The 21316-nt window shown below is 49.6% G+C and carries 26 protein-coding genes; 19 read left to right on the top strand and 7 right to left on the bottom strand.

From position 1 onward, the window contains the following. The first annotated feature begins 100 nt into the window (after nt 1-100). The 5 genes from I2H39_RS16470 (at nt 101) to I2H39_RS16450 (ending at nt 3217) form a co-directional block, all read left to right on the top strand. Nucleotides 101-310, top strand: a complete 210-nt coding sequence (locus tag I2H39_RS16470; protein WP_138309483.1) for a FeoA family protein — start codon at nt 101-103, stop codon at nt 308-310. Between the two features lie 104 nt (nt 311-414). Beyond that, complete coding sequence (locus I2H39_RS16465; RefSeq protein ID WP_195627022.1) at nt 415-723, top strand: transcriptional repressor; 309 nt, start codon at nt 415-417, stop codon at nt 721-723. A gap of 294 nt (nt 724-1017) precedes the next feature. After that, nucleotides 1018-1701 (top strand): YkgJ family cysteine cluster protein, encoded by a 684-nt coding sequence (locus I2H39_RS16460; RefSeq protein WP_195627021.1) that lies wholly within the window; start codon nt 1018-1020, stop codon nt 1699-1701. A 23-nt stretch (nt 1702-1724) separates the two neighbouring features. Further along, entirely contained in the window at nt 1725-2264 is a 540-nt protein-coding gene (locus tag I2H39_RS16455) for a nitroreductase family protein (RefSeq protein ID WP_195627020.1), read from the top strand. A gap of 17 nt (nt 2265-2281) precedes the next feature. Further along, complete coding sequence (locus I2H39_RS16450) at nt 2282-3217, top strand: 2-dehydropantoate 2-reductase (RefSeq protein ID WP_195627019.1); 936 nt, start codon at nt 2282-2284, stop codon at nt 3215-3217. A 104-nt stretch (nt 3218-3321) separates the two neighbouring features. Here the strand turns inward: I2H39_RS16450 and I2H39_RS16445 are convergent, their stop codons facing one another. Both I2H39_RS16445 and I2H39_RS16440 read right to left on the bottom strand, forming a co-directional pair. Continuing rightward, a complete protein-coding gene (locus I2H39_RS16445) occupies nt 3322-4017 on the bottom strand; it encodes an RraA family protein (RefSeq protein ID WP_195627018.1) in 696 nt (231 codons plus the stop codon). A 19-nt stretch (nt 4018-4036) separates the two neighbouring features. Next, nucleotides 4037-4960, bottom strand: a complete 924-nt coding sequence (locus I2H39_RS16440; RefSeq protein WP_195627017.1) for a hydroxyacid dehydrogenase — start codon at nt 4958-4960, stop codon at nt 4037-4039. Nucleotides 4961-5190: 230 nt separating this feature from the next. Here I2H39_RS16440 and I2H39_RS16435 point away from each other — a divergent pair, with 230 nt between their 5' ends. The 5 genes from I2H39_RS16435 (at nt 5191) to I2H39_RS16415 (ending at nt 10140) form a co-directional block, all read left to right on the top strand. Next, nucleotides 5191-6048: a MurR/RpiR family transcriptional regulator gene (locus I2H39_RS16435; protein ID WP_195627016.1), complete on the top strand. Its 858-nt coding sequence runs from the start codon at nt 5191-5193 to the stop codon at nt 6046-6048. 313 nt (nt 6049-6361) lie between these two features. Further along, nucleotides 6362-7438 carry a TRAP transporter substrate-binding protein gene (locus I2H39_RS16430; RefSeq protein ID WP_227146635.1) on the top strand — a complete coding sequence of 359 codons (1077 nt, stop codon included), beginning with the start codon at nt 6362-6364 and terminating at the stop codon, nt 7436-7438. Nucleotides 7439-7476: 38 nt separating this feature from the next. After that, the gene (locus I2H39_RS16425; protein WP_195627014.1) at nt 7477-7974 is read left to right on the top strand and encodes a TRAP transporter small permease; all 498 of its coding nucleotides are present in this window, start codon (nt 7477-7479) and stop codon (nt 7972-7974) included. Continuing rightward, nucleotides 7975-9255, top strand: a complete 1281-nt coding sequence (locus I2H39_RS16420; protein ID WP_195627013.1) for a TRAP transporter large permease — start codon at nt 7975-7977, stop codon at nt 9253-9255. A gap of 15 nt (nt 9256-9270) precedes the next feature. Beyond that, a complete protein-coding gene (locus I2H39_RS16415; protein ID WP_195627012.1) occupies nt 9271-10140 on the top strand; it encodes a DUF6282 family protein in 870 nt (289 codons plus the stop codon). Between the two features lie 58 nt (nt 10141-10198). Here I2H39_RS16415 and I2H39_RS16410 read toward each other — a convergent pair whose 3' ends face one another. Beyond that, nucleotides 10199-10834: an SGNH/GDSL hydrolase family protein gene (locus I2H39_RS16410; protein ID WP_195627011.1), complete on the bottom strand. Its 636-nt coding sequence runs from the start codon at nt 10832-10834 to the stop codon at nt 10199-10201. Between the two features lie 122 nt (nt 10835-10956). Between I2H39_RS16410 and I2H39_RS16405 the strand changes: the two genes are divergently transcribed. Together I2H39_RS16405 and I2H39_RS16400 are read left to right on the top strand one after the other, a co-directional pair. After that, nucleotides 10957-11976 (top strand): hypothetical protein, encoded by a 1020-nt coding sequence (locus tag I2H39_RS16405; RefSeq protein WP_195627010.1) that lies wholly within the window; start codon nt 10957-10959, stop codon nt 11974-11976. 28 nt (nt 11977-12004) lie between these two features. Continuing rightward, entirely contained in the window at nt 12005-12361 is a 357-nt protein-coding gene (locus tag I2H39_RS16400) for an arsenate reductase family protein (protein WP_138309476.1), read from the top strand. Nucleotides 12362-12563: 202 nt separating this feature from the next. Here the strand turns inward: I2H39_RS16400 and I2H39_RS16395 are convergent, their stop codons facing one another. The 4 genes from I2H39_RS16395 to I2H39_RS16380 form a co-directional block, all read right to left on the bottom strand. Then, nucleotides 12564-13400, bottom strand: a complete 837-nt coding sequence (locus I2H39_RS16395) for a polysaccharide deacetylase family protein (protein ID WP_195627009.1) — start codon at nt 13398-13400, stop codon at nt 12564-12566. Between the two features lie 32 nt (nt 13401-13432). Next, nucleotides 13433-13996, bottom strand: coding sequence for an N-acetyltransferase (locus I2H39_RS16390; RefSeq protein WP_195627008.1), 564 nt, complete (start codon nt 13994-13996; stop codon nt 13433-13435). Nucleotides 13997-14102: 106 nt separating this feature from the next. Beyond that, nucleotides 14103-14783 (bottom strand): GntR family transcriptional regulator, encoded by a 681-nt coding sequence (locus I2H39_RS16385; protein ID WP_195627007.1) that lies wholly within the window; start codon nt 14781-14783, stop codon nt 14103-14105. A 74-nt stretch (nt 14784-14857) separates the two neighbouring features. Further along, nucleotides 14858-15619 (bottom strand): GntR family transcriptional regulator, encoded by a 762-nt coding sequence (locus tag I2H39_RS16380; protein WP_207739934.1) that lies wholly within the window; start codon nt 15617-15619, stop codon nt 14858-14860. Nucleotides 15620-15868: 249 nt separating this feature from the next. Between I2H39_RS16380 and I2H39_RS16375 the strand changes: the two genes are divergently transcribed. The 7 genes from I2H39_RS16375 to I2H39_RS16345 all read left to right on the top strand — a co-directional run bounded on the left by I2H39_RS16375 (nt 15869) and on the right by I2H39_RS16345 (nt 21281). Then, nucleotides 15869-16885, top strand: a complete 1017-nt coding sequence (locus tag I2H39_RS16375) for an SIS domain-containing protein (protein WP_227146638.1) — start codon at nt 15869-15871, stop codon at nt 16883-16885. A gap of 37 nt (nt 16886-16922) precedes the next feature. Continuing rightward, nucleotides 16923-17351 carry a PTS mannose transporter subunit IIA gene (locus I2H39_RS16370; RefSeq protein ID WP_138309470.1) on the top strand — a complete coding sequence of 143 codons (429 nt, stop codon included), beginning with the start codon at nt 16923-16925 and terminating at the stop codon, nt 17349-17351. After that, nucleotides 17348-17818 carry a PTS sugar transporter subunit IIB gene (locus tag I2H39_RS16365; RefSeq protein ID WP_138309469.1) on the top strand — a complete coding sequence of 157 codons (471 nt, stop codon included), beginning with the start codon at nt 17348-17350 and terminating at the stop codon, nt 17816-17818. Before I2H39_RS16370 ends, I2H39_RS16365 begins: the two co-directional genes overlap by 4 nt. Nucleotides 17819-17891: 73 nt before the next feature. Further along, complete coding sequence (locus I2H39_RS16360) at nt 17892-18638, top strand: PTS sugar transporter subunit IIC (RefSeq protein ID WP_138309468.1); 747 nt, start codon at nt 17892-17894, stop codon at nt 18636-18638. Then, nucleotides 18639-19457, top strand: a complete 819-nt coding sequence (locus I2H39_RS16355) for a PTS system mannose/fructose/sorbose family transporter subunit IID (RefSeq protein ID WP_138309467.1) — start codon at nt 18639-18641, stop codon at nt 19455-19457. Beyond that, entirely contained in the window at nt 19444-20148 is a 705-nt protein-coding gene (locus I2H39_RS16350; RefSeq protein WP_227146642.1) for an HAD hydrolase-like protein, read from the top strand. The genes I2H39_RS16355 and I2H39_RS16350 overlap by 14 nt, the downstream gene beginning before the upstream one ends. A gap of 65 nt (nt 20149-20213) precedes the next feature. After that, a complete protein-coding gene (locus I2H39_RS16345; RefSeq protein WP_138309466.1) occupies nt 20214-21281 on the top strand; it encodes a LacI family DNA-binding transcriptional regulator in 1068 nt (355 codons plus the stop codon). The last annotated feature ends 35 nt before the right edge of the window (nt 21282-21316 follow it).

The raw sequence follows: 21316 nt of genomic DNA, 5'->3' as shown, positions 1-21316 counted from the left end.
GATGTGCTGATTCCTGCAAAGAACAGGAAGCAGGAGATTCCGGCTGCATATTTTAAAGAACAGGGTTAGCGACAACTTACTTAACGGAGGAGGGTATAAAATGCCTTTGACAATGGCAAGAACCGGTGAATCCGCATCCATCACCCGTCTGGGAGGCAAGGAAGAAATCCGCCGTCATCTGAAGAGCATGGGATTCACACCAGGCACTCCTGTAACCATAGTGTCTGTGAATAACGGCAATGTGATTGTACATATCAGGGAATCGCGGGTGGCAGTCAGCAGGGAGATGGCAAATAAAATTATGATATAAGCCTCAGGAGCATATGTTTGAATTGCTTTCCGCCAGAGAGGCCGGAGGAATGTCCAAAGGGCAGGGGGTAATGCCTGACAGCAAAGTAAAGGAGCTGATGTGATATGCCATGGAAACAAAGAGAGGAGTCCCGCATGTGGCAGAAGGAGCGGGTCATCCAGGAACTGAGGAGCCAGGGGAAACGTATGACCAAACAGCGTATGGTCCTTCTGGATGTCATACTGAGCGGAAAATGGAACTGCTGTAAAGAGATATATTACGAGGCGGCAAAGCGTGACGCGACCATCGGTATGGCAACCGTGTACCGCATGGTATCTACCCTGGAAGAGATTGGGGTATTCAGCAGATGCTACCGCTACAGCCTGCCGGACCGTCCCTGTGTGGAGAACCGGGCCGGGGACTGGCTGGATTAGAAACAGAACATACGGCAGAGGAAATGCGCGCCCCAGGCGCGTCATTCCTCTGCCTCTTTGTTGTTTGCCGGAACGTAAAAATGCAGGAATCACCAAGGCCAATATCAGGTTTTATGAAAAGGAAGTTCTGCGGGCTCCGGGCCGCAGTTCCAATAATGAAAGGGAATAAGGTGCGCCAGGGGTGAACAAGCTGTACTCTGCCCGTAAAAGCATGGTTGCGTGAACACGGGAAAGGGTGGTATACTGTCTGTTAGAAATAATATGGAAACTGCTGGAAAGGGAGTATTGGAAATCATGGAACGAGCGGTCAGTCTGGAGGACATATCCGACGGAAAATTATATGGTATCAATGATATGGTGAGGGCTGACAGCGGGGGCTGTGAAGGCTGTTCTGCCTGCTGCCGTAAAATGGGGACGTCCATTATACTGGACCCTCTGGATATGTTCCGCCTTACGGTGAACATGGGCATGACCCCGGAACAGCTTCTGGCCGGGCCTCTTGAGATGAATGTGGTGGATGGCATCATCCTGCCCAACGTGCGGATGGCGGGCAGGGATGAGGCCTGTTCCTTCCTGGACGGGGAGGGCAGATGCAGCATCCACCCCTGCAGGCCGGGATTCTGCCGTCTTTTCCCGCTGGGAAGGCTGTATGAGAACCGGTCCTTCAGTTACTTCCTGCAGGTCCACGAATGCCGCAGGGAGAACAGGAGCAAGGTAAAGGTCCGCAAGTGGATAGATACCCCGGATGTAAAGGAATATGAGAAGTTTGTAAATGACTGGCATTATTTTCTCAAGGACCTGGAAAAAGGGCTGGAGGAAAACGGGAACCCGGATGTGAGGAAAACCGTGGATATGTATGTGCTGAAGCAGTTCTACATAATTCCTTACAGCGGCGGGGAAGGGTTTTACCCCCAGTTCTACAGACGGCTTTCAGAGGCAGCTGATTTTGTGGCTCTAAAAGGCGGTTTCCATCTATAAAAAATGGATAGGAGGAATATCATATGGAATTAGATGCAGTATTAAGGGAAAGAAGAAGTATGAGAAAGTATCAGCCGGACAGGAAGGTAAGCCGCGGGCAGGTGGAGGAAGTCCTTAAGGCAGCAGTCTTTGCGCCGTCCTGGAAGAATTCCCAGACAGCCAGATACTATGTGGTCATGTCGGATGACATGCTGAAAACAGTAAAGGAAACCTGTCTGCCGTCCTTTAACCAGACAAACTGCAAGGACGCACCGGTGCTGATTGTGGCCTCCTTTGTTAAGAACCGTTCAGGCTATGACAATGACGGAACCCCTTCCAATGAACTGGGAAACGGCTGGGGGTGCTATGATTTGGGAATGCATAACCAGAACCTGCTGCTGAAGGCAAAGGATTTGGGCCTGGACACCCTGGTTATGGGAATAAGGGATGCTGATAAGCTGAGAGAACTGCTCTCCATCGGTGAGGACCAGGAGGTGGTGTCGGTCATTGCCCTTGGATACGGTGCAGCCGACCCTCAGATGCCAAAGCGTAACATGGTTGAGGAGATTGCCAGGTTCTATTAATCAGTTGGAGGAAAGCCATGGACAGGATTACAAGAGTATCCATTGTGGGAATGGGTGCGCTGGGCGTATTGTACGGGGATTTTTTTGCAAGAACCCTGGGGGTGGAGCAGGTTGCATTTCTGGCGGACCGGGAGCGGGTGGAGCGTTACCGCAGCGCACCGGTATACTGTAATGGAAAAAAGTGGAACTTCTCTGTCCGTCCGGGGGATGAACCGGACCCCAGGGGGCCGGCTCAGCTTCTGATATTTGCCGTGAAGGCCACAGCGCTGGAGGCATCCGTGCCAATGGCCAGGAACCAGGTGGGAAAGGATACCGTGATTCTTTCCGTACTCAATGGTATTACCAGCGAAGCCGTCATAGGAGGGATGCTGGGAATGGAGCACATGCTGTACTGCGTGGCCCAGGGCATGGATGCCGTGAAGATGGGAAATGAGCTGACCTATTCCCATATGGGACAGATATGCATTGGAATTCCCGGGGAGGAATCCTGGAAGGAGGGAATGCTGGATGCAGTTACGGAATTGTTTGAGCGTACAGGGCTTCCCTATACCAGGGAGCCGGACATTCTGCGCAGGCTCTGGTGCAAATGGATGCTGAATGTGGGCGTGAACCAGGCCGTTATGGTGGCGGAAGGGACCTACGCAACCGTACAAAAGCCGGGACCGGTCAGGCAGATGATGAAGGCTGCCATGGCAGAGGTGGTGGCCCTGGCCCAGAGAGAGGGAATCCGTGTAACCATGGAGGATTTGGACGACTACGTTGAACTGATAGACAGCCTGAATCCCGGCGGAATGCCTTCCATGCGGCAGGACGGACTGGCCCGCAGGCCCTCAGAGGTGGAATTTTTTGCCGGTACAGTGATTCGCCGGGCAGAGAAAGCAGGTCTGGAGGTGCCGGTGAACCGGGAGCTGTACCGGAGAATTAAGGAGATGGAGAACAGCTGGCTTGGATGAGTTTAGAAACATTAGATTAGAAACGCCGGAAAACGGAATTTGTTTTCCGGCGCTCTTATAGGTGGAATTGCAAGGCTGCCATGGTTCATATGAAATGGACCGGATTAATATTCAACGTAGTTTATGCGCTGGGCTCCCAGGCTTTCTAATTTTTCCTTTACCCAGGGGCGGATATAGGTGCCGTCCTTTTCTATGGCACTGATAATCCTTATTTCATTTTCATGAAGCTGACTGACTTTTTCCAACAGCCAAGGTGCGTCCTGGGGTCTGATAAAGAGAACGCCGTCCTGGTCTCCGATTACAATATCCCCGGGATTTACCAGCCGTCCGCCGCACACAATGGGAGTATTGATTTCACCCGGTCCGTTTTTGTAGGGACCGTCCGGCGTAATGCCCCTGGCGTATACCGGAAAGTCGGTAAGCTGGGACATGGCGTCCACGTCGCGGAGAGAACCGTCTACCACGATGCCCGCTATACCGCGTTTCCGGCAGTATGTCACCATCAGCTCGCCAAAGATGGAACGGCGGGTATCCCCGCCTGCGTCAATGACAATCACATCCCCGGGTTTGGCCAGGTCCATGGCTGCATGAAACATGAGATTGTCGCCGGAGGGAACCTTGACCGTAAACGCAGTTCCCAGGAGCTGTCCCTTGTTGACAGGCCGTATATCTTCATGGACAGCCGATATGCGGTTCATGCAGTCGTCCAGATTCGCTACTGCCACACCCCTGAACGTTTCCACCAGCGCCCTGTCGGGCCGCTTAAAATCTTCTACAATCACACATCCTACTTTATTCATAATCAATCATCCTTTCTTTCTATACCACGCGGTACTTGGTCACATTTCCTGAAATGGCTCCTATCACAGCTTCCACGGCCTCCATGCCCATACGGTAAAGGGCTTCCTCGGTATTGGCGCCAATGTGGGGAGTTGCACAGAAATTATTTAATTCCATTAGTTTGTTTTCACCGGTAGGCGGTTCCTTGACAAAGGCGTCACAGGCAGCCGCCCTTAACTGTCTGTTTTTTAAGGCGGCATATAAGTCGTCCTCATTTACAATGCCTCCCCGGGCTGCATTAATCAGAACCGCATTTTTTTTAAAATGCAGGAATGAATCACCAGCAATCAGGTTCCTGGTAGAGGGCGTCAGCGGTACGCTTATATTCACGATGTCCGAGACCTCCAGCATTTCGTTTAAGTCATTGTATTTGCGGATGCCATATTGCGCAGCCTGTTCATCCGTGCAATAGGGGTCGTAACCCGCCAGCACAGTGTCGAATCCGTTTCTGAGGATTTCCCCTGTACGAAGGGCAATGTTGCCCATACCTACAAGGCCGATGGTTTTTCCGGTCAATTCAATTCCTGTCATTTCCGGAGGGGCAATCCGGTCAAAACCCTCATGGCGGCTTTTGGAATCACAGTATGCAATATTTCTGCAAACATTGAGTATCAGTCCGACTATCAGCTCAGCAACAGAGTTGGTATTGGCTTTCGGGGTGTTGATGACAGGTATGTTATATTCCTTTGCAGCTTCTAAATCAATGGTATTACATCCAACACCATGTTTTACAATTACCTTCAGATTTCCGGCCTGTGATATGATATCCCGGGTTATGTCAGCTGTGCGGAGTATGATGGCGTCAATTTCCCCTATGCGGTCAAAGGTATCCGTGATTTCTCCATGCTGCTTTAACAGTTTGACTGCATCGGGATGGATATACTCGCTAAGATACACAAGCATGGTTGTCCCTCCTTATAAATTTGAATTATGTACTACATATAAAACAATAAAATGTTGTGCGCACTTCAATCGATACAAACAGTATATCTGAGAAAAACGCTACTGTCAATATAAAAATTGTAGTGAATATTACAAAAAGGTGCTGTATGACACGCAAAGAAATAGACAAAGCTATCTTTGGGATGCTATACTGGAACGAGCAGGACAGTATTTGCAGAGGAGGGGACAGGATGACAATCTTGGCGGAACGGCTTAAGGAATCAAAGCTGACAAACCAGCAGCATAGGATAGCGGATTATTTTCTGAAAAATGAGGAACGGATTGGAAATATGTCTTCCATGGACGTGGCCAGGGAGATTGGGGTCAGCGATGCTTCCATTATCCGTTTTTCCAGAGCCATCGGATACAAGGGATTTACGGATTTGAAAAATGACATCTATAATTCTCTGGCAGGGGAAGCCAGCGCAGCTGTGCGGAATATGCAGCTGTCTGACCGGTTTGACGTGCTGTCCGGGAAGTTTAATGACCAGAATATACCAGATACATTTGTGGAGCTGATGAATTATAATATTACCAAGAGCTTTCGGCAGAACCCGGTGGAAAGCTATGACCAGCTTACGGATATGATACTGCAGTCCAAACGCAAGTACATTATCGGACTGCGCGGATGCATGGGGGTGGCAGGCCATTTTGCGCGTCTGCTGGGCTTTGCTGTGAACCAGGTTGTCACACTGCCCCATAACGAAACAGAAGCAATGGGGATACTTCAGGATATTGGGCCGGAGGATATTTTTATCCTGTTTTCATTTGCCAGATACTATAAGATTGACATGTTTCTGATTAATGTGGCCAAATCCCACAAGGCCAGGATATGCGTGGTGACAGACAGCCCGTTGGCCCCCATGATTCCGTATTCTGATATATCCTTTATTGCGGAGACATCCCATATGAGCTTTTTCAATTCCGCCATTGGAGTGGAGATGATAGGGGAGTACATCGTGACATTGGTGTGCCGCAAAAACAGCGGGGAATACCGCAGCAGGGCCAAGGAGAGGGATGCATTGACCACAGAATTCCGCATGCCGTGATATCCGGCCGGCGCCTGATGTTAATGATACGTTTTAGCAATAAGCTGCCTCGCATTAATTCATTGATTGATGTGGGGTGCTTTTTTTGAAATCATATGTGTAGTGTTTACTTCATGGGGAGGGGGATTGTGAAAAAAATACTATAATATTTCACTTGACAGCAGCAATTATAGTGGATATACTAAATGTACAAAATGAAATACACACTACAATTAACTAGAGAAAATGTTGCAAACAATTCAAAATGGTAATAGGGCAACAGGGGAAAATTGGGGTAAATGAAAGGAGAAGAAATATGAGGATGAGTAAATGGATGAGAAGAAGAAATATGGTTGCTGCCATGGCTATGATAATGTCATGTTCCTTATGTGCATGCGGAGGTTCGCAGGCCGGTACCGGCGCGGGCGGCGAAACCCAGAAGGCAGGGACAAAAGCTGAGGCAGCGGAAACAGAAGGGACAGCGGAAAAGCTTGTAATCCAGGTTGGACATACGGAGGCTGACTCTGAGGACAGCGTCCACCATAAGATGTGCACCTTGTTTAAACAGTATGCGGCCGAACTTTCTGACGGCAGCATTGATATTGAGATAATCCCCAGCGCTTCACTGGGAGGGGAACGGGACATGGTAGAGGGAATGCAGCTCGGAACCATTGAGATGGCCTCCACTGCCAACATGGTTATCAGCAACTTTGACCCGGCTTTTTCCATATTGGATCTTCCCTATGTATACAATGATTATGAAAGTGCCTATGCTGTTCTGGAATCAGATGAATTACAGCAGCTTATGGACAAATTTGCAGAAGAGTCCGGCGTAAGGATACTTGCTTATGGACAGGGGGGATTCCGGGATGTTATCAGCAATAAGGCGGTCACAAGCCTGGATGATTTCAGCGGAATGAAAATCAGGGTACCTGAGAGTGATATTTATCTGAGCACCTTCAAGGCCATGAATGCCAACCCTACGCCTCTTGCATTTAATGATGTATTCACATCCCTGCAGCAGGGAACCATTGACGGATTCGAGATAGTGCCGGCAGTGGTGCTGGCCAACGGATATTATGAAGTCTGCAGCCATGTTTCCCTGACCAGACATCTGTACAGCCCCAATCCTCTGATGATTTCAGAATCGCTTTGGAGCAGCCTGACAGAAGACCAGCAGAAGGTAATACAGGAGGCAGCCGATAAGGCTGCGGCAGAACAGAGAAAATGGGAGGAAGGCCAGGAGCAGAACGTGCTTGACCAGTTAAAGGAAAAGGGAATGACCATTGACGAGGATGTGGACGTGGAAGCCATGAAGAAGGCCTGTTCAGATGCAGGGATATACGATACATACAGGGATACCATTGGAACGGATTTCTATGACAAGGTCATGAGTCTCATAGAAAAATAGAGGACGGATAAAATTGGGGAACAGAAGGGGGAGGGATTATGCTGAGGGCATATAGAAAAATCTGCACATGGATATACCGTATTATGATTGCTGTCTGCATCATTTTGGTGATTGTAATGATAGTGGCCAGCGGTCTCCAGGTATTCAGCCGTTATGTGCTGAACAGCACATTTTCCTGGACAGATGAATGCGCAAGATATTGTTTCCTTTGGTTTAATCTGATTGGCTCGGGATGCCTTGTAAAATCCAGGGGACATGCTGTTGTGGACCTGTTTTCAGGCAAATTGACAGGAAATGTAAAGCGTATATACAATTTGGCCATTCATTTACTTATCTTTTACATGGGTATCATACTTGCCAAATATGGAATGGCCCTGTGCAAGGTCACCATGCGTCAGACATCCACAGCCTTAAAACTGCCAATCGGGCTTGTCTACGGCGCCCTGCCCATATTGGGAATTTTGATATTGATATATGAAATAGAATCCATATGGAGCATACTTGCAGGATATTCGGATGGAAAGGGGGAGATATAGATGGGGGCGCTGCTGTTTATCCTTTTGTTGGTTTTAATATTTTTCGGACTGCCCATTGGCTTCTGCATCCTGCTGTCCAGCACGGTATTTCTTCAGGTAACCTCCCTTAAGCCATTGCTGGTAGTGGCTCAGAAATTGGCGTTGGGATTGGATTCCTCGTCCCTTCTGGCGATTCCGTTGTTCACGCTTATGGGTTATATCATGGAGAGCTGCGGTCTTTCAAAGCGTTTGATTGACTGGGTGTACTCCCTGTTCGGAGGCTTCAAAGGGGCCATGGGGCTTGTAACCATTATCTGCTGTACTATTTTTGCTGCATTATCTGGTTCAGGTCCGGCAACCGTGGCAGCCATTGGCTCTATCCTGATTCCGGCCATGATAGAGAATGGCTATCCGCCTAAGACAGCGGCAGGACTGACTGCCATGGCCGGAGCCCTTGGCCCCATCATTCCGCCCAGCATTGTAATGATTGTCTACGGAACCACCATGGGGGTGTCTATAACAAAGATGTTCATGGGCGGTGTTGTTCCCGGAATCCTGATAGCTGTCTGTCTGGCCATTGCAAATACAATCCGGACAAGAAGGCTCCCGCTTAAGGTCAACCAGGAAAAGCATACCATGAAGGAACAGCTTTTGGTTACCTGGAAGGCGCTTCCCACATTGCTGCTGCCGGTCATCATACTGGGGGGAATCTATGGAGGTATCTTCACACCCACTGAATCCGCCACAGTAGGTGTTGTCTACAGCTTTATACTGGCCCTTGTCTATCATAAGGTCACCGTTAAATCCTTTATTGATGCAGTTAAGAAGACAATAGAGACATCCGCCATGATATGCTTTCTGATTGCCGGTGCATCCGTGTTTTGCTGGATACTCTCCACCACTCAGATACCTACCAAGATTGCCAATTTCGTGGTGCCCATGCTGGGCGGCAGCCAGGCGCTGTACTGGGTTCTTCTTCTCATTGTACTGCTGTTCATCGGATGTCTGATGGAGAGCCTGGCAAGTGTGGTAATGCTGGCCCCGGTCCTTGTGCCAATTGGATTGGCAATGGGAATCAATGAGATTCATCTGGGCGTGGTATTCTGCATCAGTCTGATTGTTGGTTTTGTAACACCGCCCTTTGGCGCAAACCTGTTTACTGTGGTGGGCATTACCAAACAGCCCTTTGGCGAGGTAGTGGTGGGGGTGCTTCCCTTCCTGGCAGCTTCCTTTATTGCGCTTATACTCTGTATTATTTTTCCGCCTATTGTTACATTCCTGCCGTCATTATTATCTGCATAGGGGAGGGGCATCGAAATGGCTGATTTGTTGAGACATGCCTATGACCTGCATATCCATTGCGGTCCGGACATCATACCGCGTTCCGTGACAGCGCTGGAGATGGCAGAGAGGGCAGTAAGGAGAGGAATGAAGGGATTTGCCATTAAATCCCACTACGCCCCCACCTGTCTTCAGGCTGCTGCGGTCCGGGCCTGTTATCCGGAGTGCAACGCAGTGGGGACCATTACTTTAAATGCATCGGTGGGCGGGCTGAATCCCCTGGCTGTGGAAACAGCTGCCAGGATGGGGGCAAAGATTGTATGGTGTCCCACCTTTGACGCTGCTTCGCAGCAGGATTATTATCTGAAACATCTGCCTCAATATATTGATATGCAGAAAACCATGCTGGATGCCGGACGGAAGGTGCCGTCTTACTGTCTTATAGATGAATCGGGTAAATTGTGCCGTGAGATGCAGGAAGTGCTGGATGTGGTCCAGTCCCATGATTTAGTATTGGGCACAGGCCATATTACACATAAGGAAACCTTTGCCCTTGCCAGGGAAGTTTCTAAGAGGGGATTTGGGAAGCTGCTTATAACACACGCTGACTGGGAATTTACCCATTATACAGCAGAGGAACAGCAGGAGCTGGTTCGATTGGGAGCCTGGATAGAACATTCCTATACATCTCCGGCAGAGGGATGCATTCCCTGGGAAAAGGTGGCATTGGAGATTCGGACCATAGGCGCCAAGCGGTGTATCATTACCACTGACTTGGGAAAAGACAATGGTATATATCCGGATGACGGGTTATTGGATTATGGGCAGCATCTGCTGAAAATGGGATTTGCAGTGGGGGAAATAGCGGCCATGATTAGCGGGAATCCTGGATATTTAGTGGAATAGCAACAGCCAGCGCCTTTTGGCGCTGGCTGTTGCAGTGTTAAGGCGGCAGCATCTGCCTTTACGGTTCAAAATACCCCTTTACCACCTCAGCAATCCCTTCGGCCAGCGCCCCATGGTTTTTTGCGTCCATATGGAGCTGGTCTATGGTGCTGGGGCCTGCCAGGGAAGCTGCATCCAGGAAGAGACATCCCTCAGTCCTGGCCAACTCCTGGTAGAGCGGCGCCAGGGCCATTGATTTGGCTGGTGCCGTCTCATCAAAGCTGGCATATGGGCAGTGCTCCATATCGTTTCCTATGTGGATGGGGGATATGACCAGAATCTTAGGCTTCTTATAACCTTCCCCATAATCAAATCCCTGTACCGTGTGGCACAGGTTTTCCATTCCCTTGGTTATGACCTTGGGTGAAGCGTGAAAATGTGCTTTGCAGTCATTGGTGCCCAGGAACAGTATAACCAGGTCCAGGGGTTTGTGGCTCTGGAGCGCCATGGGAAGGGCCTGGATGCCGCAGCGTCCGGGTTCCAGGGGGTCATCCCAGACTGTTGTACGTCCGCCCATGCCCTCCTCAATTACATAATATTCAGGTCCGAGAAGAACCTGGAGACGCCCGGGCCAGCGGGTATTCCAGGCATGGCGCCCTCCCTTGGGGTTGGTCCCGAATGTGTTTGAGTCGCCGAAGCAGAGAATATTTATCATAAACAGAACCTCCTTACTGCATGGTCTGCAACCATACTTTTCTCCTATGATATCACAAGTAATGGAAAAATAAATTACTTTATGATAAAATAAACGAAACTGTAACAGGAGGAAATATCTATATGGAAAGGATTTCCAAAGGGTTTGCGGGCAGGACGGTGCGGGCTGTTCTGTTCATTATCCTTATCATTGTATTCTGCACCGCTATATCCAGCGCAGGCATATATGTGGCATCCAGATTTGGGCTGACCCAGTCCAGGGAGCAGGTGCCTCTCACAGCTCTTTCCCTTGGAGATGAAGGAAAGGTGGAGCTTCCGGGGCGGGGGAAAATGGTGGAGGGAGATGGGTGGAGGCTGAGAAACTCCAGGGATATTTACACCCTTACATTGGATAATGCGGTTATAGAGAGCGCAGGGGCGGGGAACGCAGCTGACGGAAATACAGTTGAAGAAGATGCAGCTGAGGGAAGCCTGTCTGCGAAAAACCCGGGCACATCCCGGCCAGCCATTGATATAACAGGGGACTTAATCATTGAGTTAAAGGAAGGCAGCGGCAGCTGGCTGCGGTCAGAAGGCGCGGGCATACGCATACAATCAGGCACTCTGGTTATCCGGGGAAAGGGAAACCTGGATATCGAAGCAGGAACAGCAGGAATTCTGGGAGATGGAAATGGAGCCGGCCAGCCGGCCCTGCGTCTGGAGGGCGGACAGCTGGATGTAAAGGGAATGTATGCGGGGATATCCTGTCCGGAGGTGGAATTGGCCGGGAGTTCAGGAAGGATTTCGGCTGCGCACCAATCCGGAATCGGTCTGTGTTCATGCAGACTCAAAGTGGAAGAATCTAAGGGAGAGATGAGGGCTGCAGGCGGCGGGGCAGCGGTGCTGGCATACGGCAGAGGGGAGTTTAAGCCATCCATCAAGGCGGATGGAAAGATGGCCGTGGAACCGGATGATGTCCGAATCGTGGAATTTAACGCGCCGCAGTCAGATGATATAAGGGGCTGTGAGGAAAAAAACGGGGGATGGATGAAAGAAAATCCTTCTTCCCTGCTTACATATTCAGCAGAGGATATGGTTACTTATAATGGAGAGACATCCTGTTTTGACGGTTCAGCCAAAGAGCTGGGGTTTGCCGCAAAATAGGGAAATAGAATGGATGGAGGAATGAAACATGAGTCTTACCGTATTGTGCTACAAAAAATGCTCTACCTGCCAGAAAGCTTTGAAATGGCTGGATGCCAATGGGATTGCCTATGAGGAAAGGCCCATTAAGGAGGAAAATCCCACCCTGGAAGAATTGAAAACATGGTATGGGATAAGCGGACTGCCGCTGAAGCGTTTCTTTAATACCAGCGGGAATATTTATAAGGAGATGTCCCTGAAAGACAAACTGCCGTCCATGGATGAGGACGAACAGCTGGCACTTCTGGCCACGGACGGAATGCTGGTGAAAAGGCCGCTGGCAGTGGGAGACGGCTTTGTGCTCACCGGATTTAAGGAAGCAGAATGGAAGGAAAAACTGCTGTAGGTTTTAAGAACGGCCCGGGCGGTGGAACTAAGACTGGCGTGGGCAGTGGAACTAAGGCCGGCGCGGCCGGCGGGACTTGGAATGGCGGGACCCATGGAAAAATGCAGGTATGAAATGCCGGAAGATGCAGCTTGTGAAGCGCATTTTTCCGGCATTTTTCTAACAGAACCAGGTTTTTTATCCGGCCTGGCCGGATGGAGCTTTAGGTCTGGTCCGCTGCCGCCAAATCATCCAGGGTTCCGAAATGATACCCCATTTCCTCCCATTTGGTCAGAAGTTCATCCAGAATCTGCCCGTTTGTCTTAGATGTGCTGTGAAGCAGGACAATGGCGCCGGGATGGATGCGGGTCAGGAGCTTTTTGAAGGCTTCCTCTTTGGTTGGCTGCTTATCCTCATACCAGTCCACATAGGCCAGACTCCAGAAAAAGGTCTTATAGCCCATATCATTGGCCATTTTCAGGTTGCTTTCACTGTATTTGCCCTGGGGCGGACGGTAATACTTTTTCATGGGCTGGCCTGTGGTCTGCTGGTACAGGGTTTCCAGGTCGTTCAGTTCCTTTTCAAAGGCCTCTTTGGTGGAGATTTTCGACATATCCGGGTGGTGGAAGGTGTGGTTTCCCACATTGTGGCCCTCGGCCACCATTCGTTTTACCAGGTCCGGGCTGGTCTGAAGGTAATTTCCCACCAGGAAAAAGGTGGCGTGTACATTGTGCTTTTTCAGGGCATCCAGGATGGCGGCCGTGTTTCCGTTTTCATAGCCGGCGTCAAAGGTCAGGTAGATGACCTTATCCTGGGTATTCTGGGCATAGTAGGCATTGAACTGTTTCAGATAGTCTGCGGTAGCGTTTCCTATGGGCATCTGGCCCTCGCCCGGAAAACTGAGTCCCCAGTTGCCGTCGGCTGAGGTGGTCACTGCTTCGGGAGGACGATTGTATTCCACTACCTGGGCAGCCAGCCGGCCGGCACAAAAGGCCAGGACAAACAGCAGGGTGGTCTGTAACAGCTTCTTGATGGGAAGTCTTCTGAGTCTGTTTTTCATAAAGGATAGGTCCTGTTTCAGAAGTAATTACTTTAATATATAGAAACAGGAGCCGGATTATTCCCGGAACCGGCAAAAGAAGGGGGCTGGCTTAAGGATTTATACAGTACATGGCGGGGAAGGCCCCCATATTTTTCCGTGGTAGCCACAATACGGTATCCCAGCTTGAGAAAGTTGTTCAGGCTGTACCGGTTTTCGGGATGGACCGTACCCATCAGATGGCAATAGGGAGTGGCGTTCAGATATTGTTCCCCATGGGCCATGAGCAGAGACTGGAGTCCCCTTCCCCTGAAGTCCGGACGTACAGCCAGGGAGTCCATGTGGACTACCCTGCCCAGGTCTTCGCGGCCAAGTTTCATGTAATGCCCCAGGCTGTCCGGGGTATTGCCTGGATAATGAATGATGAAAAAAGCAGCCAGACAACCGTGGTCCACTGCCTTAAAGGCAATGCCTGTATCCGGGTTCTCTATATGAGCCCGGATATATTTTTCTGAGTCGGTGCAGTACCAGCCGGGGTCCGGCATAAGGGAACGGGCCTCTGTCATGATACGGTATATTTCCGCTGCGTCGGATGCGTCTGCGGTCAGGATATTCATAGCTGTCAACTCCTTTTGTGGATATTCCGGGGCGGTTTTAAATACCGGGTGGAAAGGGAGGGCCTCCCGGCCATGTGAAAAAGGCGGTCCCCCGGGCCATAGGGCATCATATGGTGATGGAGGCAATTAAATTCATCCTGGTACCCACGCAGAGCGAAACACTGACAGCAATGGGAGCGCCTTTGTACTGGAAACCATTTACCAGCATCAGCATGCTGTCATGTTCGCTCAGCTCTAACAGCCCATATTCTTCCTGGCTGGGCGTATGGACCCGCATATACTGGGTCTGCTTTAACCCCTCCGGCATGGAGCGGACATAAAACAGTCCGGGGAAGGACTGCATGGACGAGCTGGTCTGGGCCGTATAAGTGATTCCCACGGGGATATCAGACAGGTATTCTATAAAACGGTTCATGCTGAGATGGGAGCTGTGGTCGGCATTCAGCATGTTGTTGCAGATATTGCGGATGGCATCCGGCATATATTCAGTGGATTTTACAGAAAATACATCCGGCTGCAGACAGGAATCTGCATAGGGAAAACAATAGGCAATAAGGGAACGGTCTGTTCTGGGCGGATTTACATAATAACCGTTTTCCGACCGGATAACTCCCTGGTCAAGCAGGCGCTGATATCCCTGGCGCACGCTGACGCGGGTGATATCCAGCTGGGCTGCCAGCTCGCGTTCCGTGGGCAGGCGGTCGCCGGGCTGCAGCCCCTGTTCGTGAATGTATCGTTCTATATATTCCGCAATGTCATAACTAAGAAGATTGAAAACTTTCGGCATACTGTTTTACCTTTCTGTTCGTAAATGCTGCTCTGGAGAGATATCCTTCTGGTATCGTAAAACCCATCATTGGTCTATAAGGATTGGGCGTATACATTGAGCTTGCTGTCCTGGATGACACCGTCTGAGTAGAATTTGCAGAACTCAGGAAGTACCAGTGCATTTGTGTACTCAATGATTCCGTTTCCCTCGCTGGAAGAGGTGATGGCAATGGATACCACGGGGGTCCCGTTTTCTGTGTTCAGGTATTTTGCTTCGGAATTACGCACCCGGGTGGTGGAAAAAACCTGCTGTATATCGGCAATGTGAAGGGAATTCATGGCAAATGCGTCATACAGGGAGTATATTTGGAAATCAATTCCCTCTATATCAGGAATCAGTTCATAGGGAACAAAGGTGTTTTCAATGGATACAGGCTGTCCGTTGCCAAGGCGCAGACGCATGATGCGGTATAAAACCGTGTCTTCATCCACCTGCAGCAGGCGGGAGAGCTTGTAACCGGCTGCTGTGGGACCGGTATATAAAATCCTGGAGGAAGGGATGTATCCATGGTTTTTTAGCAGCTCGCCCATGCCCCTGAAATGGGTATACGTATCATCCTGGGCATGGCGCATCACAAACGTCCCTTTGCCCTGGACCTTTTTCAATAATCCTTCCTCCACCAGAGTCTGGATGGCAGCCCTTACAGTTGAGCGGTTAAGTCCAAAATGTTCAGCCAGCTCGCGCTCGGCAGGAAGGGCGGTTCCATAGGGATAGATTCCTTCCTGGATACTGCTTTTCAGTGTTTGGGTAAATGCTTCTGATTTCGTCTGTTTCTGTATCTGTTTTCTCTGCATCCGTTTCCTCCGTGCCAGGCTTCTTTTTATTCTTTATCAGGTCTGAAAATGCACCCTGCCTCATTATATCATATTTTAGAAAAAAAGAAACAGTAAAATGCAATGTTGTATAAAATAAAATTGAATTGGTATGAAAAATGGTATTGACAAAGTGTAAGGATGTTGGTATAGTAAAAACACAATATGGTTTGTACAAACACTATCCAATAAAACACGTTAAATTCAGTTTATCAAAGTAAGAGGAGGATTATGATGTACGGTTTTCAGAATGAGGATTTCTTAAAAACATTGAATGGAGCAGTCGCTCAGATAGATGAGATAAATAGGATTGCAGATAGGGTGAGTGATTTGGGATATAAAAACATCTATTTGGTTGGGACGGGAGGCACCTATGCAATCATCAGTCCGCTGGCATACATGCTGAAGACAAATTCCGCACTGGTATGGTATCATGAAATTGCGGCGGAGCTGCTGGCTGCAAAGCCCAGGTCACTGACTAAGGATTCTCTTTTTATCACAGCCTCATTATCAGGAACTACCAAAGAAACCATTGCTGCGGCAGAGTATGCCAGAAGCGTGGGGGCCACGGTAATTTCGTTTGTGGGGGACAGGAATACACCCCTGGCGGATGCATCTGATTATGTGGTTGAGAATGCGGCCTGCAATGATAACCTGGTAGAGGAGCTGCATATCCAGTTTTTTGCCCTGGGAGCCAGGCTGATGCTGCGCAACGGGGAATTTCCGGAGTACCAGCGGTTCATGGAAACACTGGGGAAGATGCCGGAGGTGCTGTTAAGGGTACGGGAGCAGAATGATGAGAGAGCCCTTGCGTTTGCCAGAAAGCATAAGGACACAGGCTTCCATATGTGTGTGGGCGCCGGCAATACATGGGGGGAGACATACTGCTTTGCCATGTGCGTTCTGGAGGAAATGCTCTGGATTCCCACCAAATCCATCCACGCAGCAGAATTTTTCCACGGCACAATGGAGATGACGGATAAAAACATGAGCTTTATGCTCTTTAAGGGGGAGGACGAGACGCGTCCTCTGGTTGACAGGGTAGAGAATTTCGTCAGGAAGTATTCCGATGTGGTGCAGGTATGGGATACAAAGGATTATCCTCTGGAGGGGATTGACGCCGATATGAGGAAGTATGTCTCTCCCATGGTAATGTCCACCCAGCTGGAGCGTGTCAGCGCCCATTTTGAACATGTGAAGGACCACAGCCTGGATATACGCAGATATTACAGGACCGTAGAATATTAATAACCGGAATGATGAATCAGGTAAAGGAGAGTGCCCCATGAGAAAGATATTAATTGCAACCCACGGTGAGTTTGCCGGAGGACTAAAGCAGACCATGAATTTTGTCCTGGGCGAAAATGAGAAGGTAGGTGTCCTGAGCGCATATACCACCCCGGATTTTGATATGGACAGGGAAGCGGCCTCTGCCGTAGCGGAAATGGAAGACGGGGATGAGCTGATTGTCCTGACAGATGTGCTGGGCGGCAGTGTGGCCAATGCTTTCTCCGGGCAGCTCTCCCATCCGGGGGTTTACGTCCTGGCAGGTGTAAATGCCCCTATGCTGCTGGCCATGGTTCCCATGCTGGAAAGCGCCGTGGACACAGAAGAATTGATTCAGCAGGGTATACAGGCAGCCAGGGAAGGGTGTGTGTTCATCAATGACCTGATGAAGCAGGTATCAGAAGAAAGTGAGGAGGATTTCGCATGATTAAGATTACAAGAGTAGATGAGAGACTGGTACATGGCCAGGTGGCATTTGCCTGGACCAATTCATTGGGGGCTGACTGCATACTGGTTGTAAACGACGAGGCGGCGGCTGATAAGCTGCGGGCCACCACCCTTAAGCTGGCAGCGCCGGCGGGAATCAAGTTTTCCATAAAGTCTGTGCCGGATGCCATTGCCCTGTTAAATGGTACCAAGACGGATAAGTATAAGGTATTTGTCATTGTGGGCAACACGGATGATGCACTGAGGCTGGTGGAGAATGTCAAGGATGTGAACCACATTAATCTCGGCAATATGAAAAAGACCGGGGACCGCAGAATCATCACCCATTCATTGGCTGTAGATGACCATGATGTCCGGAATATCCTCGCCATGGCCCAGGCCGGGGCGGTTGTGGAATGCCGGGCAGTGCCTACGGATAAAGAGACGGACGCAATGACGCTGATATAGGGGACAGAAATACTGATATAACGCATATGTGAGAAAATCAATTAGATTAGAAGACAGTGAAGGGAGAAGGATTATGCTTCAGGCAATACTGGTGTCAATCGTGGCCTTTTTAGCTGCCATTGACGAATATACATTTGGGGCATCCATGATGGGACGTCCGCTGTTCACCGCGCCTATCGTGGGTTTGATTCTGGGGGATTTCCAGGCCGGAATTATGATAGGCGCCACGCTGGAACTGATGTTTATGGGCTCCATCATGGTAGGAAGTGCAACCCCGCCGGAGGTATACGCCTCCAGCGTACTGGGGACAGCCATTGCCATCCAAAGCGGGGAGGGCGTGGGGACAGCCGTTGCATTGGCTCTGCCTCTGTCCATATTCCTGCAGATGTGGAGAAACGGCTGTTATGCCATAGGCGCCAGCTGGGGAGGAAAACAGATTGAGAAGGCCCTGGCCCAGAGAAATTTAAGAAGAGCCAATATGTGGCATCTCATTACGCTGCCTCTGATGGTGGGGGTTCCGTCCATGCTTTTGGTGTTCTTTGCCATGTATTTTGGCGCGGGCAGCATCAATGCTGTCATTAAGCTGATTCCTCAGGTCGTGCTGGATGGATTTGATGTGGCGGCAGGCGTGCTGTCCTGTGTGGGACTTGCGCTTCTGATTAAGATGATGGGCAATAAAAAGCTGATGCCCTATCTGTTCCTGGGTTTCATAGCGGTCATGTACATTAAAATGGATGTGATTGGAGTTGCTGTGGCCGGATTGTGTATGGCGCTGATTGCCGTGGGAAATTTGAAGTTTGAAGAAGAGGAGGATTTTTAAATGCAGGAGACAAAAGAAACTTCCCTCATAACAAAGAAGGATTTGCGCAGTGTGTTCTGGAGAAGCTTTACCATGCAGTCCTCCTGGTCCTTTGATAAGATGATGGCCTACGGATTCATGTATTCCATGGAAAAGCCCCTGAGGAAGATTTATCCGGAGGACGATGATTATTTCGAGGCGCTGCACCGGCACACAGAGACATTTAATATCACGCCCCATGTATCGCCTTTTGTCATTGACCTTTCTGTTGCAATGGAGCAGGAATGTGCCAGGACGGAGAACTTTGACAAGGAGTCCATCAATAACCTGAAGGTAGGACTCATGGGACCCTTGTCCGGTATAGGCGACTCCTTTTTCTGGGGTACATTCCGTGTCATAACTGCCGGTATCGGCATTGCTTTTGCCCAGCAGGGCAGCATACTGGGAGCGCTTCTGTATTTCTTCCTGTATACGGCAATCCATTTTCTCACCAAGTACATTACCGGCAATGCCGGCTACAAGATGGGAACCAGATTCCTGGAACACTCAGCGGAAAACCATCTGATTGAAAAGCTATCCTACGGGGCCTCCATACTGGGACTTACGGTTATCGGAGCCATGATAGGAACCATGGTGACGCTGCAGACCTCCCTGACCTTTAATCTTTCCGGCACAGAGACTACCCTGCAGTCCATCTTTGACCAGATTTTTCCCGGACTCCTTCCTCTGGGAGCCACCTTCCTTTGTGTCTGGCTGTTTAACCGGAATGTAAAGACCATTGCCATTATACTGGGCATTTTTGTAATCTGCATTGCGGGGTGCTGGATTGGAATTTTCTAAAAGAGGGAGAAGTGGAAAAACAAGGGAAAAGACAAGACTGGTGGCATTTGATTTGGATGGGACGCTGAACATGACCCATACATACGCAGTAGCCGCTTATAAGGAGGCCCTTAAGGAGCTGGGGGCGGGCCATGTCCCGGAGCGGGTGATACGTTCCAGGTTTGGCGCCCCCTTCCGGGAGGACAGCATGTTTTTTCTGGGAGATGACAGCGAGGAAACCTTCAGACGCTTTTACCGGGCAGTGGAGAGGCATTGGATTCCTCTTATGCATGAGAGGGCGCAGACCTATCCCGGAGTGCCTGGGATGCTTGGGGAGCTGAAGAGACAGGGATATGTTGTGGCAATCTGTTCCAATGCAAAGGAAGACGAATTAGAGGATGTGCTGGGGACGCTTGCTATAAGGGAGTATTTTGATTATATACAGGGCCTTACCCATAAGGAGGATAAGGCAGACAGTCTGGGTGTACTGATGGACCGGACAGGCGCGGACTGGTGCTGCATGGTAGGTGACCGTTTCTATGACAGAGAGGCTGCAATGGCCAATCAGGCGGGATTCATCGGATGCAGGTATGGGTATGGAAACGAGGAGGAGTTTGGGGACGGAGACTTAATGGCAGAAGATTGCAGGGAGATACCTTTTTTGCTGGAGCGGCTGGCTGCTGGAAGCGTCTTTTGTAAATATAATTTATAAATTATTGTAAAATATTTTATAATATGTTACTATAAATTTATAAATCGGTAAAGAGGTGGGCAGAAATGGCAATAAGAGCAAAGGAACTGGCTGAGATGCTGGGAGTATCCCAGGCAACCATATCCCTGGTGCTGAACCGCAAAGCGGGATTGAGCGAGAAAACCAGAAAAGAACTGACGGATAAGATATGCGGGATGGGGCTGCAGTACATGTTTGCCCCCCCTGAGACTGGTGATGAGGCAGGTACGGCTGCAAAAATCCAGGAGTGGGAGGGGGCGGCGGAGAGCATAGGCTTTATTATTTATACCAGAGGAGGAGAGCTTATGGAGCAGTCCCCCTTTTTTCCTCTCATATTAAACGGATTAGAGTCCACGGCAAAACAGCGTGGTTACCGGCTGCTTGTCATTAACGTTAAACGAAAAACGAATATGGATGACCAGATTGAATATATCAAAGCTGCCGGGTGCAAGGGATATGTTATTTTTGCTACGGAGATGCTGGATGATGACGTAAATCCTTTCCTTGAGCTGGGGGTTCCCATTGTACTTCTTGATAATTATTATCTGGACAGGAACATTAATTCAGTCACTGTCAATAACGAGCAGGGGACATATGCACTTGTAAAATCACTGGTGGATAAGGGCCATAGAAAGATTGGATATCTGGGTAGCGGAGTTAATATCGTCAGCTTTTCAGAGCGGAGGGAATGTTATTTCCGGGCTTTGACAAAGTTTGGTATCACCGGCACTGAACGATATTGTTTTGATATCGGTTATCCTGAACAGCCGGCTTGTCTTGGAATGCAGAATGTATTAAACAGCCGGGTTGAGCTTCCCACAGCTTTTCTTACTGAAAATGACCTTGTGGCCTATGGCGCCATGAAGGCCATGCAGGCGGCGGGTATGCGTATACCACAGGATATATCCATTGTGGGATTTGACGACAGGCCAATTTGCATGCTGGCCGAACCTTCCATTACCACTGTCAGAATTCCCAGAACCAGGTTTGGCGGAGAGGCCATTGAGCTTTTGGTTAATAAGATAGACCAAATGGCCAACCACATTGAGTCTTATGTAAAAGTAGAGGTTTGTGTGGAATTGGTGGAGAGGGAATCCGTAGCTAACATTTTATAAATTTATTTTAGAAAAAGACCTATTTAGAGGCATGC

Source organism: Clostridium sp. 1001283B150225_161107_B6 (assembly GCF_015556325.1).
Classification (GTDB): domain Bacteria; phylum Bacillota; class Clostridia; order Lachnospirales; family Lachnospiraceae; genus Enterocloster.
The sequence above is the reverse complement of the archived record's forward strand: the minus strand, read 5'-3'. Positions and strand labels throughout refer to the sequence as shown.